Here is a 15,039-nt window from a genome sequence, read left to right on the forward strand (position 1 = left end):
AGCCATTGGCGCCGGAGGATCGAACCATGAGAGAGAACTGGATGTCTCGGATGGCGGGGAAGTACCTGCGCTCGGGCGTTCGCAACCCGCGGCGGTTCGGCGACGCGGACAACGCGGATGCCCGGCGGGTGAACAGCGAACTCGACGCAATCCGCGCACGATTCCCCGACCACGGATGAGCACCCGCGTCGGAAAAGCTCCTCGGAAAGCGGCGCTCCTCCCCGCCGGTCTGCTGCTGCTGGGCCTTATCGGTTACGGCTTCTCGATGGCCGTCATGGTGCAGGCCGGATTGGGACTCGACCCGTGGGACGTCTTCCACCAGGGTCTCAGCCGACGCACCGGGATGAGCATCGGAACGGTCACGGCGCTGGTCGGCATCGTCGTGCTGCTCGCCTGGATCCCGCTGCGCAACCGCCCAGGTGTGGGCACCGTCGCCAACGTCATCGTCATCGCCGTGACCGTCGACGTCGGCATCGCGCTGCTGCCGGCGCCCACCGATCTTCGGGTGCGCGTGGCCATGATGCTCGCGGCGGTGGTGCTCAACGCGGTGAGCACGGTGCTCTACATCGGCGCCGGACTCGGACCGGGCCCGCGCGACGGGCTGATGACCGGCTTGGTGGCGCGTACCGGACGGTCGGTGCGGCTGGTCCGCACGGCCATCGAGTTGACGGTGTTGACTCTCGGCTTCCTGCTGGGTGGCACCGTCGGTGTCGGCACGGTGATCTATGCCTTCGGTATCGGCCCGCTGGTCCAGCTGATGCTGAGATTCATGCCGAGGCGTCTGCTGTTCCATGATTTCGGCGCACCAGCCGTCGAGCGAATCGATGCGAAAACAACTCTCGGTGGCGCGGGGCGTACCCCGGCGGTCGATCCCGGCGACACTACGATGAGCGGGTGCCAGCAGACGAGCCCACCGCAGCCGATGTCCCCGGGGAAGACCTGCTGATCGAATTCGCCAAGGTCACCCTCCGCCGCGGCGGTAAGACCCTCGTCGGGCCCATCGACTGGGCCGTCGAACTCGACGAGCGGTGGGTGGTGATCGGGCCCAACGGCGCGGGTAAGACTTCGCTGTTGCGCATCGCCGCGGCCATCGACCATCCCTCCTCTGGGGCGGCGTTCGTGCTCGGTGAGCGGCTGGGTCGCACCGACATGGCGGAGCTGCGGTCCCGGGTGGGATTGAGCAGTTCGGCTCTGAGCCAACGGATTCCCGATGACGAGACCGTGCGGGATCTGGTGGTCTCGGCAGGTTACGCGGTGCTGGGGCGCTGGCGGGAGAAGTACGACGACGTGGACTACGAGCAGGCCGTCGACATGTTGGAGAGCCTGGGCGCCGAGCATCTGGCCGACCGCACCTACGGCACCCTGAGCGAGGGGGAGCGCAAGCGGGTGCTGATCGCCCGCTCGCTGATGACCGACCCGGAATTGCTGCTGCTCGACGAGCCCGCCGCGGGTCTGGACCTCGGTGGCCGTGAGGAACTGGTGGCCCGGCTGGCCGACCTGGCCGCCGACCCCGACGCCCCGGCCATCGTGCTGGTAACCCACCATGTCGAGGAGATCCCGCCCGGTTTCTCGCACTGTCTGCTGCTCTCGGAGGGCAGCGTGGTGGGGTCCGGTCTGCTCTCCGATGTGCTGACATCGGAGAATCTGTCCGCGGCGTTCGGGCAGTCCATCACCTTGGACTACATCGACGGCCGGTACTTCGCGCGGCGCACCCGCAGCCGCGCCGCACACAGGAGGCGCGCCACATGAGCGATAAGTCGGACCCGCTGGTTCCCCGGCCCGCGTCCACGGTGATGCTGCTGCGCGATCAAGGGTCGGCCGAATCGCTGGAGGTCTTCCTGATGCGCCGGCATTCGGCGATGGATTTCGTCGCCGGGGTGATGGTCTTTCCCGGCGGGGGTGTCGACGAACGTGATCGCGGGACGGGTATCGCCTGGTACGGACCCGAGCCGTCCTGGTGGGCCGAGCGGATGAACGTCGATGTCGACCTGGCCGAAGCGCTGGTCTGCGCGGCGGCGCGCGAGACGTTCGAGGAGTCCGGGGTGCTGTTCGCCGGAGCGGCCGACGATTCCGATGTACTCGTCGACGATGCGTCGATCTACCGCGAGCAGCGCGCCGCACTGGCCAACAACTCACTGTCGTTCGCCGACTTCCTGCGCGATGAGCAGCTGGTGCTGCGGGCCGATCTGTTGCGGCCGTGGGCCAACTGGGTCACGCCGGTGGAGGAGCGCACCCGCCGCTATGACACCTATTTCTTCGCGGGCGCGCTCCCTGCGGGCCAGCGGGCCGACGGGGAGAACACCGAGAGTGACCGCGCGTTCTGGTCCAGCCCGCAGGCCGCCCTCGACGAGTTCGCCGAGGGCCAGTCGTTCCTGCTGCCGCCGACGTGGTCGCAGCTCGACTCGCTCAACGGGCGCACGGTGGCCGAGGTCCTGGCCACCGAACGCACGATCACGCCGATGATGCCGACCCTGTCCGCCGATGCGGCAGGCGGTGATTGGAACATCGACTTCTTCGACGGTGTGCGCTACAACGAGGCGCGCAACCGGCGTGCCCCGGGCGGCCAGCAGGGCGCGCCGAGTACATGAGCGAGTTTGTTTCCGCGGCGGGCCGCGAGTTTGTGTCCGCGGCGGTCAGTGACGGCGTCGGCACGCTGGTGATGTCTCGGCCGCCGACCAATGCGCTGACCCGTCAGATGTACCGCGAGCTCGCCGACGTCGCCGCTGAGCTCGGCCGTCATCCGCAGGTGCGCGCGGTCATCCTCTTCGGTGGTCATGAGGTGTTCAGCGCCGGTGACGATGTTTCGGAACTGCGCCGCCTGGCACCCGCCGATGCGCGCAGCGTGACCACGGCCTGTCGGACGGCATTGGACGCGGTGTCCGCCATCCCGCAGCCGACGGTCGCCGCGGTCACCGGCTACGCGCTGGGATCAGGGCTGTCGTTGGCGTTGGCCGCGGACCGGCGGGTGGCCGGCGACAACGTGAAGGTCGGCGTCACCGAGGTCCTGGCCGAGCTGCTTCCCGCCGCGGGGACCGATCGGCTGGTCGCGGCGATCGGTTCGGCGCGGGCCAAGGACCTGGTGTTCAGCGGCCGGTTCGTGGGTGCCGAGGAGAGCCTGGCGCTCGGGCTGGTCGATGAGCTGGTCGCTCCCGACGGTGTCTACGACGCCGCGCTGAGCTGGGCCCGCCGCTACCTGGAGGCGCCGGCGCATGTGCTGGCAGGCGCCAAGGCGATGATCGATGGCGCCGGTGATGGCGTCGAGCGCTACGTCGAGGTCTTCGGGGCGGGCACCGGCAGTTAGGCTGCCCATATGACGAGCACGGACCACACTCCCGCTGAGGCACCTGCCGCTGCCGACGGAGAACTCACGCCCGATGTCGCCGCCGGAGCGGCTCCGCAGCCCAACCCGCACGCCACCGCCGCGCAGGTCGAGGCGGCCCTCAAGGACACCAAGCTGGCCCAGATCCTGTACCACGACTGGGAGGCCGAGACCTACGACGACAAGTGGTCGATCTCCTATGACCAGCGCTGCATCGACTATGCGCGCGGTCGCTTCGACGCCATCGTGCCCGAGCACGTTCAGCGGGAGCTGCCCTATGACCGCGCCCTCGAGCTGGGCTGCGGCACCGGATTCTTTCTGCTCAACCTCATTCAGGCCGGGGTGGCACGCCGCGGTTCGGTGACCGACCTTTCGCCGGGCATGGTCAAGGTCGCCACCCGCAACGGGCAGGGACTCGGCCTGGACATCGATGGTCGCGTCGCCGATGCCGAGGGCATCCCGTACGAGGACAACACCTTCGACCTCGTGGTCGGGCACGCCGTGCTGCACCACATCCCGGACGTGGAGAAGTCACTGCGCGAGGTGGTCCGCATCCTCAAGCCCGGCGGGCGGTTCGTCTTCGCCGGTGAGCCGACCAGCGCGGGCAACGTCTACGCGCGCAACCTCTCGACACTGACCTGGCACCTGTCGACGAGCATCACCAAACTGCCCGGGTTGGAGAACTGGCGCCGTCCGCAGGAGGAACTGGACGAGTCGTCACGGGCCGCTGCGCTGGAGGCCGTGGTGGATCTGCACACCTTCGATCCGCAGGATCTGGAACGGATGGCCACCAATGCCGGTGCCGTCGAGGTGGCCACCGCCAGCGAGGAGTTCACCGCGGCGATGCTGGGCTGGCCCATCAGAACCTTCGAGGCGTCGGTGCCGCCGGGCCGGCTGGGTTGGGGATGGGCGAAGTTCGCTTTCAACAGTTGGACGACGCTGAGCTGGGTGGACGCCAACGTCTGGCGAAAGGTCGTGCCCAAGGGCTGGTTCTACAACGTGATGGTCACGGGCACCAAGCCGCTGTGATGTGGCGGTAGTTTTCACTCTCGACGACGTCGCCTACCTCGTCGGTGACGACGGGCGTCGAGCACTTGCCCAGATCGCCGAACTGTCGTTGGACGATGCCGCCCGGGTGGCCGATATCGCCTCGGTGCGTGCACGTTTCGGTGATCGCACCGCGGTGCTGGTGGAGACCACGCTGCTGCGGCGGCGGGCACAGACCAAATTCGCCGACGCGTCGTCGTGGTTGTTCACCGATGACGCCATGCAGCAGGCGACCGCCGAGCCGGTGGCGCTGCACCGGGCCGAGCGGCTGGCAGGCATGCGTGTCCACGATGTGACCTGCTCGATAGGTGCGGAGCTGGCCGCGCTCCTACCGCGAGTCGAATCCGTCCTCGGCAGCGATCTGGATCGGGTGCGGCTTGCCATGGCGCACAACAACGTTCCCGATGCGGCTTTGGTACTCGCCGATGCGCTCGTTCCGGTGAGTCGCGACACCGTGGTGCTCGCCGATCCCGGCAGACGTGCCGGCGGGCGCCGACGGTTCGATCCGCGGGCCTACACACCGCCATTGGACGCCTTGCTGGAGGTGTACCGCGATCGGCACATCGTCGTGAAGTGCGCTCCGGGAATCGATTTCGGCCAGCTCGATGAACTGGGGTTCACCGGTGAGATTGTGGTGACGTCATGGGGTGGCAGTGTGCGGGAGGCCTGCCTGTGGTCCGCGGGTCTGGCCGCGAGCGGGGTGCATCGGCGGGCGGTCGTCCTGGATCGGTCCGAGGAGTTGACCGATGCCGATCCCGACGATTGCGCAGCCGGACCGGCCGGCCGGTGGATCATCGATCCGGACGGGGCGGTGGTGCGCGCCGGTCTGGTGCGCCAGTACGCCACGCGGCACGGGTTGTGGCAACTCGATCCAGATATCGCCTATCTGTCCGGGGATGCGCTGCCGGCGGGGGTTCGCGGATTCGAGGTGCTCGCCGAGATCGGATTCGACGAGAAGCGGCTGCGCCGCGAACTGGTGTCACGTGACTGCGGTGCGGTGGAGATCCTGGTCCGCGGCGTCGATATCGACCCGGACGTCCTGCGGCGGCGGCTGAAACTGCGGGGCGGGGCTGCGCTGTCGGTGGTGCTCACCCGCATCGGTAGCGGGGCCGCCAGTCGCGCGGTGGCATTCATTTGTCGTCCGTCGCGATAGTGCCACAGGTAATCTTGGTGTCGGCGGCGACTGTGCCGCTCCAGTTCCCCGGAGGATCTCCCAGATGCGTGTACCCCCGCTGGCCGTCACCGTGTTGGCAGCAACCACCACGGCCCTGCTGGGCATCGCGGGTGCGCCGGTCGCCGCGGCTGCGCCGCCGGGATGCAGCGACGTCGACGGCGTCCTGGGACCCGACTCGATCTGCACCATCGCCCAGACCGATCCGGCCTACACGCTCAACATCTCATTTCCCGCGAACTTTCCCGATCCCAAACCGGTGATCGAGTACGTCAAGCAGACCCGTGACGGCTTCCTCAACGTCGCGAAGTCCCCGGACTTCCGCGGGATGCCCTACGAACTGGACACCACCACCGTCCAGTACAGCTCCGCGGTCCCGCCGCGGGGAACCCAGTCGGTGGTGTTCACCACCTACCAGAACGTCGGTGGTGCCCATCCGCAGACGTTCTACAAGTCGTTCAGCTGGGATCAGGCGTATCGCAAGCCGATCACCTTCGAGAAGCTGTTCCGTGAGGGCGTCGACCCCCTGCCGGTGATCTTCCCGGTGGTGCAGGCCGATCTGGCGCGGCAGTCCGGCATGCCCGATCCGGTGTTACCGGATGCGGGTCTGGACCCGGCCAACTACCAGAACTTCGCCATCACCGACGATGCGGTGATCTTCTTCTTCAGCCAGGGCGAGTTGCTACCCGAATCGGCGGGCGCCGTTCAGGTTTCGGTGCCGCGCGCGACGGTGGCCCCGCTGCTGGCCTGAGCGCGAGCCTAGGCCGGAGCGAAGCCGTAGACCTGGCCTGCGCTGGTGGTGACGACCACCCGGCCGTCGTGGCCCACCGACACGCCCAGCGGCGCACCGTTGGCCTCCGGCAGCGGGTACTGGTTGAGCGTGCGTCCGTCGGCGGTATCGAACACCAGCAGCGCCTGCCCGGCGTCACCGTCGCGGACCACCGTGTAGCCGGTACCGCCGCCGCTCTGCGTCGATGTCGTCAGCGGTTCGACATCGGCACGGCTCCAGGCGATCTCGCCGCTGTCGGTGACCGACACCAGACGCGAACCGGGTCCTCCGCCGGCGATGATGTGTCCGTCGGGGGTCACCGACGGCGGAGTCCGCGGGGTGGAGTCCAGTGCCACCGACCATTTCGCGCTGCCGTCGGCCGTGTCGATCGCCCACAGCCGGTGGTCGCGGCCGGTCACATAGGCGACGGTGCCGTCCGCCGAGAGCACCGGACTGGCGATCGGCCCGCCACCGACGGCGGTGCTGGTCCACGCGGGGCTGACCGTCGCGGTGGCATCCGGGCGATATTTCAGCCCGGTGAGGACCGGGGCGGGGGCCCCGGGTTGCCAGAGCCCGGCGACCAGGATGCCGGTGTCGGCGCTGAACGCCGGCGCCGCCGCCACCGGGCACCCGCTGCGCGCGGTGACACAGTCGTCGAGTCCGCGTTGCGAATCGGTGGGATTGACACCGGCGACCAGATCCAGCGGCGTGCCGATGACGGTTCCTCGGTGAGCGTCGAACACCAGCACCTGGCCCAGATGGGTGAACACCAGCAGATGTCCGGGATCGAGGAACCGCGGTGTCATCGGCATGCCGATCACCGGCTGCCGCCAGCGGATCCACTGGGTCGGGGGGAACGACATGATCGCCCCGGGCTGGCCGATGTAGAGATTGTCGAACCCGTCGAACAGAGGGCTGGACAAGCCGCCGCCCTGCCACAGCCGGGTGCACCACCGCTGCCGGCCGTTGTTGTCGTTCTCCCACACCATCAACGAGCAGCCGTCCGAGGTCTGGCCGTTCACCGCGAGATAGGCACCCGAACCCAGGGCGGCCTGCGCGCCCAGCTCACCCTTGACCGAGCGCTCCCAATCCAGGCTCAGGTCCCTGGCGCCGTCGACGGGGCTGTAGCTGCTGTTGGCGGCGTCGGCGTACTGCGCCGACCATCCGGTCGCGGGATGGGCCTCGACCCAGGAGTCGGTATTCGCGCACGCCGTGACCAGCAGCGTGGTCATCGACAGGACGGCAGCAAGCCGGCGCGCAGATTTTCGGAGTGCAGGCATCGAGTCCCGAGACTAGCCCGTGGCGGCCTCGCGTAGGCTGACCGGCCATGACGACGATGTGGGGCGCGCCGTTGCACAAGAGGTGGCGAGGTTCGCGGCTGAGCGATCCGCGCCAGGCTCGGTTCCTGACCCGCGATTCACTGCGCTGGGTGCTTGCCAACAAGGCGTACACGCCGTGGTACCTCGTGCGGTACTGGCGCCTGCTCAAGTTCAAGCTGCGCAACCCCCACATCATCACCCGCGGCATGGTCTTCCTCGGCAAAGGCGTGGAGATCGAAGCCACGCCGGAGCTGTCCACCATGGAGATCGGCCGCTGGGTACACATCGGCGACAAGAACACCATCCGCTGTCACGAAGGCTCACTGCGCATCGGCGACAAGGTGGTCCTCGGCCGCGACAACGTCATCAACACCTACCTCGACATCGAACTGGGCGATTCCGTGCTGATGGCCGACTGGTGCTATGTGTGCGATTTCGACCACAAGATGGACAGCCTCGAACTGCCGATCAAGGACCAGGGCATCATCAAGAGCCCGGTGCGCATCGGCCCGGACACCTGGGTGGCGGCCAAGGTGAGTGTGCTGCGCGGGACGTCGGTGGGCCGCGGTTGCGTGCTCGGCGCGCACGCGGTGGTCAAGGGGGAGATCCCGGACTACTCGATCGCTGTCGGGTCGCCCGCCAAGGTGGTCAAGAACCGCAAGGTCGCCTGGGACGCGTCGGCCGCCGAGCGTGCCGAGCTGGCCGCCAATCTGGCAGATATCGAACGCAAGAAGGCCGCCCGCTGACGGCACGGCCCGATCAGCCGAAGACGGATTCCAACAGCCGCTGCCATGCGGTCCGGGTGACCTCGGCATCGTGGTGCGCGTCCTCGCCGTAGAAGAAAGCGTCGAGGCTCGCCACCGCTTTCCCGTCCGGTGTGTACATGCCGAACAGCACGAGGCCGGGGAGCGGTTCGGCCAGACGCACCAGCACATGGCGGTGCTGATCGTCCTGCTGAACCCATTCCACCTGCCCGTTGATGTTGTCGATCGTGATGCCGACCGTGCGCAGATCGCCGACGTCGACACCGTGCAGGTGCATGGCCTCGGTGAACCGCTTCCAGGTCTCGTACGGGAAGTCCCGGGATGTCGAGGAGAGGTGATAGCCCACCGCGCGACGGCCGGCGAAATGCCGCAGGTAGTTCCGCAGCACCGCGAAATGCCCGGCCCAGCCCGCCTCGAAGCCCTCGAGTTCGGCGTCCCAGTCGGGACGGTCGGTCACCAGCGAGTGCACCATCGCGACGTCGCAGCGTCCGTCCAGCCGGTCGTTCACGGTGATCTGTGTGGTCAGCGGCGGAGCGTCACCGGACCAATCGCGTTCGATGTAGCCGAAGTGGCGCGGCGGATCCCACCGGGTGACCTCACCCGCCGAATCACCGGCGGGCCCGAAGTCGAATCGGATCACCCCACCGACCTTTTCTTCGATCTCGGAGCGGGTGAACCAGGCCGAGTTTCCCGCGCCGGTGGCCAGTGCGTGCCACACCTGCTCGGGACCGGCATCGACGGTCAACCCCAGCTCGATCCAGCGCTTCTCGTCGTCGTGGCGCACCGGCATACCACCAAGCCTACGACCGGAACGGGACATCGCGCCGTGTCTTTCACCCCTGGGATCGAGGTGCCCGCTGGTGCGATCGCCGATGCGAACTAGCCGTAGTCGGGCAGCGGACGCTCGACGATCAGCCGGCGTGGCTGCGGCTGGCGTTCGCCGCGCTTGGCGGCCAGGTACACCTGCGCAGTGTGGTCGGCGACGGTCGGCCAGGAGAAGTCGCCGAGTCGGTCCCTGGCCGCCAACGCGCGCTGCTGTGCGGCGGTGGGATCGTCGAGCACCCGGCGCACCGCATCGGCGAGTGCGGCGACGTCGCGCGGCGGGCACGACACCCCGGTGACACCGTCGATGACAGCCTCGCCGAGACCGCCGATATTCGAGGTGACCAGTGGTGTGCCGGTGGCCGCGGCCTCCAGGGCGACGATGCCGAATGGCTCGTAATGCGATGGCAGCACGGCGACATCGGCCTTGTGCAGCAACCGAACCAAGCCCTCGTGGTCGACGCGTCCGATGAACTTGGTCGCCTTGAGCACCTTGTGCTTGCGGGCCTGGGCGCTCAGGAAGTCCAGCTGGGTGCCGTCGCCGGCAATGGTCAGCGTGGTGCCCGGGTGGGTTCGGCGGATGCGGGGTAGTGCCGCGATGGCGTCGTGAACGCCCTTCTCGTATTCCAGCCGGCCGAAGAACAGCAGCTCGGGCGCTCCGTCGTGCGGCCGCCGCGCGGCGAACGGCCAACCGTCGGTGTCGATTCCGTTGGGGATGACCGTCGTCTCGGCCAGGCCCGGTCCGAACAGTTCGGTGATCTCCTCGCGCATGGACGCCGAACAGGTGATCAGCGAATCGGATTCGTGCACGAGCCACGATTCCAGGGCGTGCACCTGTCGGCTGACCGCGCCGGAGACCCACCCCGAGTGTCTACCGGCCTCGGTGGCATGGATCGTGGAAACCAAAGGCACGTCGAAGAATTCGGCCAGCGCGATCGCCGGGTGCGCGACCAGCCAGTCGTGGGCATGCACCAGATCAGGCTGCCAGTCACGCAGGGTCAGCCCCGACCGGATCATCGAATGTCCCATGGCCAGCGTCCAGGCCATCATGTCGGTGCCGAAGGCGAATTCGTGTGGATCCTGGGCGGCGGCGATGACGCGCACGCCCTCGGACATCTCGTCGGTGGACGGGTGGGTGCTGGGGTCGGTACCGGTCGGCCGGCGCGACAGCACCACGACCTCGTGGCCGGCGTCGACGAGTTCGGTGGCCAGGTGGTGTACATGCCGGCCGAGCCCGCCGATGATCACCGGCGGGTACTCCCAGGAGACCATCAAGATCTTCATCGGTGGGCACCTCTGACGGCATGCGAGCGTGCCTCGACTCTGGGCCGAACATGGCGTGTCGGGCTGCCGACACGCACGCTCGCCGGGAACGGGGCGGTCATCGCGGCAGCCTCCGGGCGTCCAGTGCCCCGAACAGTCCGTCGGCTCGATTCCAGTCCTCGGCCAGCCGCTGGGCCTGGGGACGGCGCCCGGAGGCCAGCGCGGCGCTGATCTCGCGAGTGGCGTGGGCATGCAGATGCGCCCGATAGCGGGCGTATTCGGCGGCCGAATCCTTGCTGACCATGAACGGCCAGTCACTGGAGACCGTGAGCAGCGTTTCCCGCAGGATCTGGTCGGCGACCATATCGCGCCCGCCCGCGTCGGGGTGCATCATCGCCTTGTCGACCGCGGCCAGTGCGGTGTCGACGACCTCGGCGTTGAGCTGGACCAGATCGGTGACCTTGGGGCCGTTCCAGACCTGCCAGTCCTTACCGGAACCCCATGAGCTGGGCGGCAATTCGACCGGCCCGCCGACGAAGCCGTCGGCGATGGCATCGGCGAGGGTGCCGACGCGGATACCTGCGGCGGGCAGCGCCCGCAGCAGCCGCTCCAGCCATTGCGGGCCCTCGTACCACCAATGCCCGAACAGCTCGGTGTCGAACGCGGCCACCACGTGTGCCGGACGACCGATCCGGTCGGACTCGTCGATCAGCCTGCGCCGCACCACTTCGACGAAATCGGCGACGTGCACGTCGATGGCGCGGTCGGCGCGCTCGGGGTCATACGGCGCCTTGTCCTCCGATGCCACGTTGCGCCCGGTCACCCTGGCCGGCTTGAGGCCGGTGAGGTGGTCGTAGGTGTGGAAGTCGCGGTAGGCGGCGTGACCGGGATAGCCGGATTTGGGGGACCAGACCCGATAGCTGACCTGGAGGTCGCGGCCGAAGGCCACCACGTCGCTGTCGCCGACGGTGCGGCCCAGCGCGGTGTCACCGTGCAGCGACGGGCCGTCGACCATGAAATGGCCGACACCGGCTGCGGCATAACCGATTTCCATTCCCGGTGCGTAGGCGCACTCGGGGGCCCAGATGCCGGTCGGGGTGTGGCCGATGCGGTGCCGGGCATCGGCGAGACCCTCGCGCAGCGCGAACTCGCGCAGCCGCGGGTTGAGCAACGGCTGGAACGGGTGGGCCAGCGGACCGCCGAGCAACTCGATGGTGCCGGCCTCGACGAGTGGGCGCAGCAGGGGGCTGCCGCCGTGCCGCCACAGCGTGGTGAAGTCGGCCATCGCCGCTGTGGCGGCGTCGTACTCGCGGATCCCGAACTGCCGCATCGCTTCCGGCGATGCGTAGCCGGTGTCGGGTCCGCTGCTGACCGTGGTTGCCTCCTGGGCGCGCAGCTGCCAGTTGGCCAGCCAGTGGTGCATGCCGGTCAGGCAGTAGGGGTCGTCGAGTTGGGCGGTGACCACCGGTGTCATGCCGAGCGACAGCAGGTTGCCGCGGCCCTCGTCGGCCAGGGTGCGCAGAACCCGCACCAGCGGCAGATAGCAGGCGGCCCAGGACTGGTAGAGCCACTCTTCGCCCACCGGCCAGCGGCCGTGATGGGCCAGCCACGGCAGGTGCGTGTGCAGCACCAGCGTGAACATCCCCGGGGTGGGGTTGTGCTCAGTCACCGCGCACCGCGATCGCCACCAGGTCCAGGCTGTCATCGATGGCACGGTTGTCCTGGCCGTCCTCGACCAGGTCGAAGTCCTCGGTACGCACCGCGGCGACATCGGCGAGCAGCTCCGCCGACCACGGGGCATCGGCCACCGCACGCTGGATCTGCGCCTCGATGATCGAACCGCCGTGGCGCGCGTCGAGCTCGGCAAGACCGGGGCCATGGAACACCCCGAGCATGGACTCGACGCGGAAGCCGCCCTCGACGAGGAGTTCGGTGAGTTCGGCGGCATTGAGCTCACGGGTGTGGAAGGGGTTCAGCGGGGTGTCGCGGCCCGGGGAGAAGGTGATGCGGTTCGGCGTCGACATCAGCAACAGCCCGCCGGGCCGCAACACGCGTGCGCATTCGCCGACGAACTGCCCCTGATCCCAGAGGTGCTCGATGACCTGGAAGTTGACCACCACGTCCACCGACCCGTCCGCCAGCGGCAACTCGGCGAGGTTGCCGAGGGTCATCTGTACCCGCGGGTACTTGGCCCGGATGTGTGCGACGGCCTGTTCGTCGTAGTCGACGCCCACCACGGAGCGGGCCACCTGCGCGATCAGGTCGGCGCCGTAACCCTCGCCGGGTCCGGCTTCCAACACGTCACGGCCGGCGCAGCGGTCGGCCAGACGCTGGTAGACGACCTCGTGGCGGCGGAACCAGTAGTTCTCCTCGGCAAGGCCCGGAATGGTCCGTTCACCGGTCAGGGGCAGACAAGGGTCGACGTCGGTGCCCGCCTTGGCGGGACCACCGGAGTTCTCGACCGAACCGAATGTGCTCATTGGAAGGCAGGCTAACCCGTGACGGCCGGTTCGCGAACGGACGCCCGACCGACCGTGCGGTCGGTAGATGGCGATTGACCAGTTATGGTGTCCGTACGTGCCGCTCAAGTTACCGGCGAGTAACCTGGAGGCCGTTGCGTGAAACGTGATATTGCCAGGCCGGCAGACGGCCTCATCGAGGAGGACGAACCACACTCATGACGAACATCGTGGTCCTGATCAAGCAGGTCCCTGATACCTGGTCGGAACGCAAGCTCTCCGACGGTGACTACACGCTCGATCGCGAGGCGGCTGATGCCGTGCTCGACGAGATCAACGAGCGCGCCGTCGAAGAAGCGCTGCTCATCAAGGAACGTGAAGGTGGCGACAGCACGGTGACCGTGCTGACCGCAGGCCCCGAGCGCGCCACCGAGGCCATCCGCAAGGCACTGTCCATGGGCGCCGACAAGGCCGTCCACCTCAAGGACGACGGCCTGCACGGCTCGGACCTCATCCAGACGGGTTGGGCGCTGGCCCGCGCGCTGGGCACCATCGAGGGCACCGAACTGGTGATCGCCGGTAACGAGGCCACCGACGGTGTTGGCGGCGCCGTGCCTGCCGTCATCGCCGAGTACCTCGGTCTGCCGCAGCTCACCCACGTGCGCAAGCTCAATGTCGAGGGCGGCAAGGTCACCGCCGAGCGCGAGACCGACGACGGTGTCTTCGGCCTGGAGGCCACCCTGCCCGCCGTGGTCAGCGTCAACGAGAAGATCAACGAGCCGCGCTTCCCGTCCTTCAAGGGCATCATGGCCGCGAAGAAGAAGGAAGTCACCGTCCTGACCTTGGCCGAGATCGGTGTCGAGCCCGACGAGGTCGGCGTGGCCAACGCAGGCACCAAGGTGCTCTCGTCCACCCCGAAGCCCCCGAAGACCGCCGGCGAGAAGATCACCGACGAGGGCGAAGGCGGCACCAAGGTCGCCGAGTACCTGGTCGCCCAGAAGTTGATCTAGTAGCTGACCCTCAGACACACACTCAAAGGACAGATTCATGGCTGAAGTACTCGTGCTCGTCGAGCACGCCGAAGGTGCACTGAAGAAGGTCAGCACCGAACTCATCACCGCTGCCCGCGTGCTGGGTGAGCCGTCCGCCGTCGTGGTGGGCGCTCCCGGCACCGCCGCCGGCCTGACCGACGGTCTCAAGGCCGCCGGCGCGGCCAAGATCTACGTCGCCGAGTCCGCCGACGTGGACAACTTCCTGGTCACCCCGAAGGTCGACGTGCTGGCCTCGCTCGTCGAGTCCGCATCGCCTGCCGGTGTGGTCATCGCCGCCAGCGCCGAGGGCAAAGAGGTTGCCGGCCGGCTGGCCGCGCGGCTGGGCTCCGGCCTGCTGGTCGACGTCGTCGGCCTGAAGGACGGCGGCATCGGGGTCTACAGCATCTTCGGTGGCGCGTTCACCGTCGAGGCGCAGGCCACCGGCGAACTGCCCGTCATCACCATCCGCCCGGGTGCCGTCGACGCCGAGCCCGCCGACGGTGCCGGTGAGGTCGTCGAGGTCGAGGTTCCGGCCCAGGCCGAGAATGCGACGAAGATCACGTCGCGCGAGCCGGTCGTCGCCGGTGACCGTCCCGAGCTCACCGAGGCCAGCGTCGTGGTCGCCGGTGGTCGTGGTGTCGGCAGCGAGGAGAACTTCAAGGTCGTCGAGGAGCTCGCCGATTCGCTCGGCGGCGCCGTCGGCGCCTCGCGCGCCGCGGTGGACTCCGGTTACTACGCCGGTCAGTTCCAGGTCGGCCAGACCGGTAAGACCGTGTCGCCGCAGCTGTACATCGCGCTCGGCATCTCCGGTGCGATCCAGCACCGCGCCGGCATGCAGACGTCCAAGACGATCATCGCGGTCAACAAGGACGAAGAGGCGCCGATCTTCGAGATCGCCGACCTCGGCATCGTGGGCGACCTGTTCAAGGTCACCCCGCAGCTGACCGAGGCGGTCAAGGCCCGCAAGGGTTAAGCAGCTCGACAACCAACAGAGGCGCCCCGGGACACCAGTTCCCGGGGCGCTTTTGTGTGTGTGGTCACTTCGAGATCGACGTTTCTGCGCTCATACAGGCCT

At 68.2% G+C, this 15,039-nt stretch carries 16 protein-coding genes; 11 read left to right on the plus strand and 5 right to left on the minus strand.

What is annotated here, in order from left to right; all coding sequences use genetic code 11:
- The first annotated feature begins 26 nt into the window (after positions 1-26).
- The 8 genes from FBY28_RS25825 (at position 27) to FBY28_RS22035 (ending at position 6,288) form a co-directional block, all read left to right on the plus strand.
- Positions 27-179, plus strand: a complete 153-nt coding sequence (locus tag FBY28_RS25825; RefSeq protein ID WP_160145521.1) for a hypothetical protein — start codon at positions 27-29, stop codon at positions 177-179.
- On the plus strand, positions 176-946 hold the full coding sequence (gene yczE, locus FBY28_RS22005; protein ID WP_141869368.1) for a membrane protein YczE: 771 nt from the start codon (positions 176-178) through the stop codon (positions 944-946). The genes FBY28_RS25825 and yczE overlap by 4 nt, the downstream gene beginning before the upstream one ends.
- The gene (locus FBY28_RS22010; protein ID WP_141869369.1) at positions 895-1,749 is read left to right on the plus strand and encodes an ABC transporter ATP-binding protein; all 855 of its coding nucleotides are present in this window, start codon (positions 895-897) and stop codon (positions 1,747-1,749) included. The genes yczE and FBY28_RS22010 overlap by 52 nt, the downstream gene beginning before the upstream one ends.
- Positions 1,746-2,588, plus strand: coding sequence for an NUDIX hydrolase (locus FBY28_RS22015; protein ID WP_141869370.1), 843 nt, complete (start codon positions 1,746-1,748; stop codon positions 2,586-2,588). Before FBY28_RS22010 ends, FBY28_RS22015 begins: the two co-directional genes overlap by 4 nt.
- A complete protein-coding gene (locus tag FBY28_RS22020) occupies positions 2,585-3,301 on the plus strand; it encodes an enoyl-CoA hydratase-related protein (protein ID WP_141869371.1) in 717 nt (238 codons plus the stop codon). Before FBY28_RS22015 ends, FBY28_RS22020 begins: the two co-directional genes overlap by 4 nt.
- Before the next feature lie 9 nt (positions 3,302-3,310).
- Positions 3,311-4,348 carry a class I SAM-dependent methyltransferase gene (locus FBY28_RS22025; RefSeq protein ID WP_141869372.1) on the plus strand — a complete coding sequence of 346 codons (1,038 nt, stop codon included), beginning with the start codon at positions 3,311-3,313 and terminating at the stop codon, positions 4,346-4,348.
- A gap of 1 nt (position 4,349) precedes the next feature.
- Positions 4,350-5,519 (plus strand): THUMP-like domain-containing protein, encoded by a 1,170-nt coding sequence (locus FBY28_RS22030; RefSeq protein WP_141869373.1) that lies wholly within the window; start codon positions 4,350-4,352, stop codon positions 5,517-5,519.
- A gap of 64 nt (positions 5,520-5,583) precedes the next feature.
- Complete coding sequence (locus tag FBY28_RS22035; protein WP_141869374.1) at positions 5,584-6,288, plus strand: esterase; 705 nt, start codon at positions 5,584-5,586, stop codon at positions 6,286-6,288.
- An 8-nt stretch (positions 6,289-6,296) separates the two neighbouring features.
- Here FBY28_RS22035 and FBY28_RS22040 read toward each other — a convergent pair whose 3' ends face one another.
- A complete protein-coding gene (locus tag FBY28_RS22040; RefSeq protein WP_141869375.1) occupies positions 6,297-7,538 on the minus strand; it encodes an outer membrane protein assembly factor BamB in 1,242 nt (413 codons plus the stop codon).
- 95 nt (positions 7,539-7,633) lie between these two features.
- On the opposite strand from FBY28_RS22040, the gene FBY28_RS22045 reads away from it, so the two are divergent.
- Complete coding sequence (locus FBY28_RS22045) at positions 7,634-8,371, plus strand: acyltransferase (RefSeq protein ID WP_023985551.1); 738 nt, start codon at positions 7,634-7,636, stop codon at positions 8,369-8,371.
- 13 nt (positions 8,372-8,384) lie between these two features.
- Here FBY28_RS22045 and FBY28_RS22050 read toward each other — a convergent pair whose 3' ends face one another.
- The 4 genes from FBY28_RS22050 to FBY28_RS22065 all read right to left on the minus strand — a co-directional run bounded on the left by FBY28_RS22050 (position 8,385) and on the right by FBY28_RS22065 (position 12,954).
- Positions 8,385-9,179, minus strand: a complete 795-nt coding sequence (locus FBY28_RS22050) for an SRPBCC family protein (RefSeq protein WP_160145522.1) — start codon at positions 9,177-9,179, stop codon at positions 8,385-8,387.
- An 89-nt stretch (positions 9,180-9,268) separates the two neighbouring features.
- A complete protein-coding gene (locus tag FBY28_RS22055) occupies positions 9,269-10,495 on the minus strand; it encodes a glycosyltransferase family 4 protein (RefSeq protein WP_141869377.1) in 1,227 nt (408 codons plus the stop codon).
- A 97-nt stretch (positions 10,496-10,592) separates the two neighbouring features.
- Positions 10,593-12,143: a 1,4-alpha-glucan branching protein domain-containing protein gene (locus FBY28_RS22060; protein WP_141869378.1), complete on the minus strand. Its 1,551-nt coding sequence runs from the start codon at positions 12,141-12,143 to the stop codon at positions 10,593-10,595.
- The gene (locus tag FBY28_RS22065; protein ID WP_216847894.1) at positions 12,136-12,954 is read right to left on the minus strand and encodes a class I SAM-dependent methyltransferase; all 819 of its coding nucleotides are present in this window, start codon (positions 12,952-12,954) and stop codon (positions 12,136-12,138) included. The genes FBY28_RS22060 and FBY28_RS22065 overlap by 8 nt, the downstream gene beginning before the upstream one ends.
- A 197-nt stretch (positions 12,955-13,151) precedes the next feature.
- On the opposite strand from FBY28_RS22065, the gene FBY28_RS22070 reads away from it, so the two are divergent.
- Together FBY28_RS22070 and FBY28_RS22075 are read left to right on the plus strand one after the other, a co-directional pair.
- On the plus strand, positions 13,152-13,943 hold the full coding sequence (locus tag FBY28_RS22070) for an electron transfer flavoprotein subunit beta/FixA family protein (protein WP_019513601.1): 792 nt from the start codon (positions 13,152-13,154) through the stop codon (positions 13,941-13,943).
- A gap of 37 nt (positions 13,944-13,980) precedes the next feature.
- Positions 13,981-14,937, plus strand: coding sequence for an electron transfer flavoprotein subunit alpha/FixB family protein (locus tag FBY28_RS22075; RefSeq protein WP_141869379.1), 957 nt, complete (start codon positions 13,981-13,983; stop codon positions 14,935-14,937).
- Positions 14,938-15,039 lie beyond the last annotated feature (102 nt).

The organism is Arthrobacter sp. SLBN-53 (genome assembly GCF_006715585.1).
In the GTDB taxonomy this organism is placed as follows: domain Bacteria; phylum Actinomycetota; class Actinomycetes; order Mycobacteriales; family Mycobacteriaceae; genus Mycobacterium; species Mycobacterium neoaurum_A.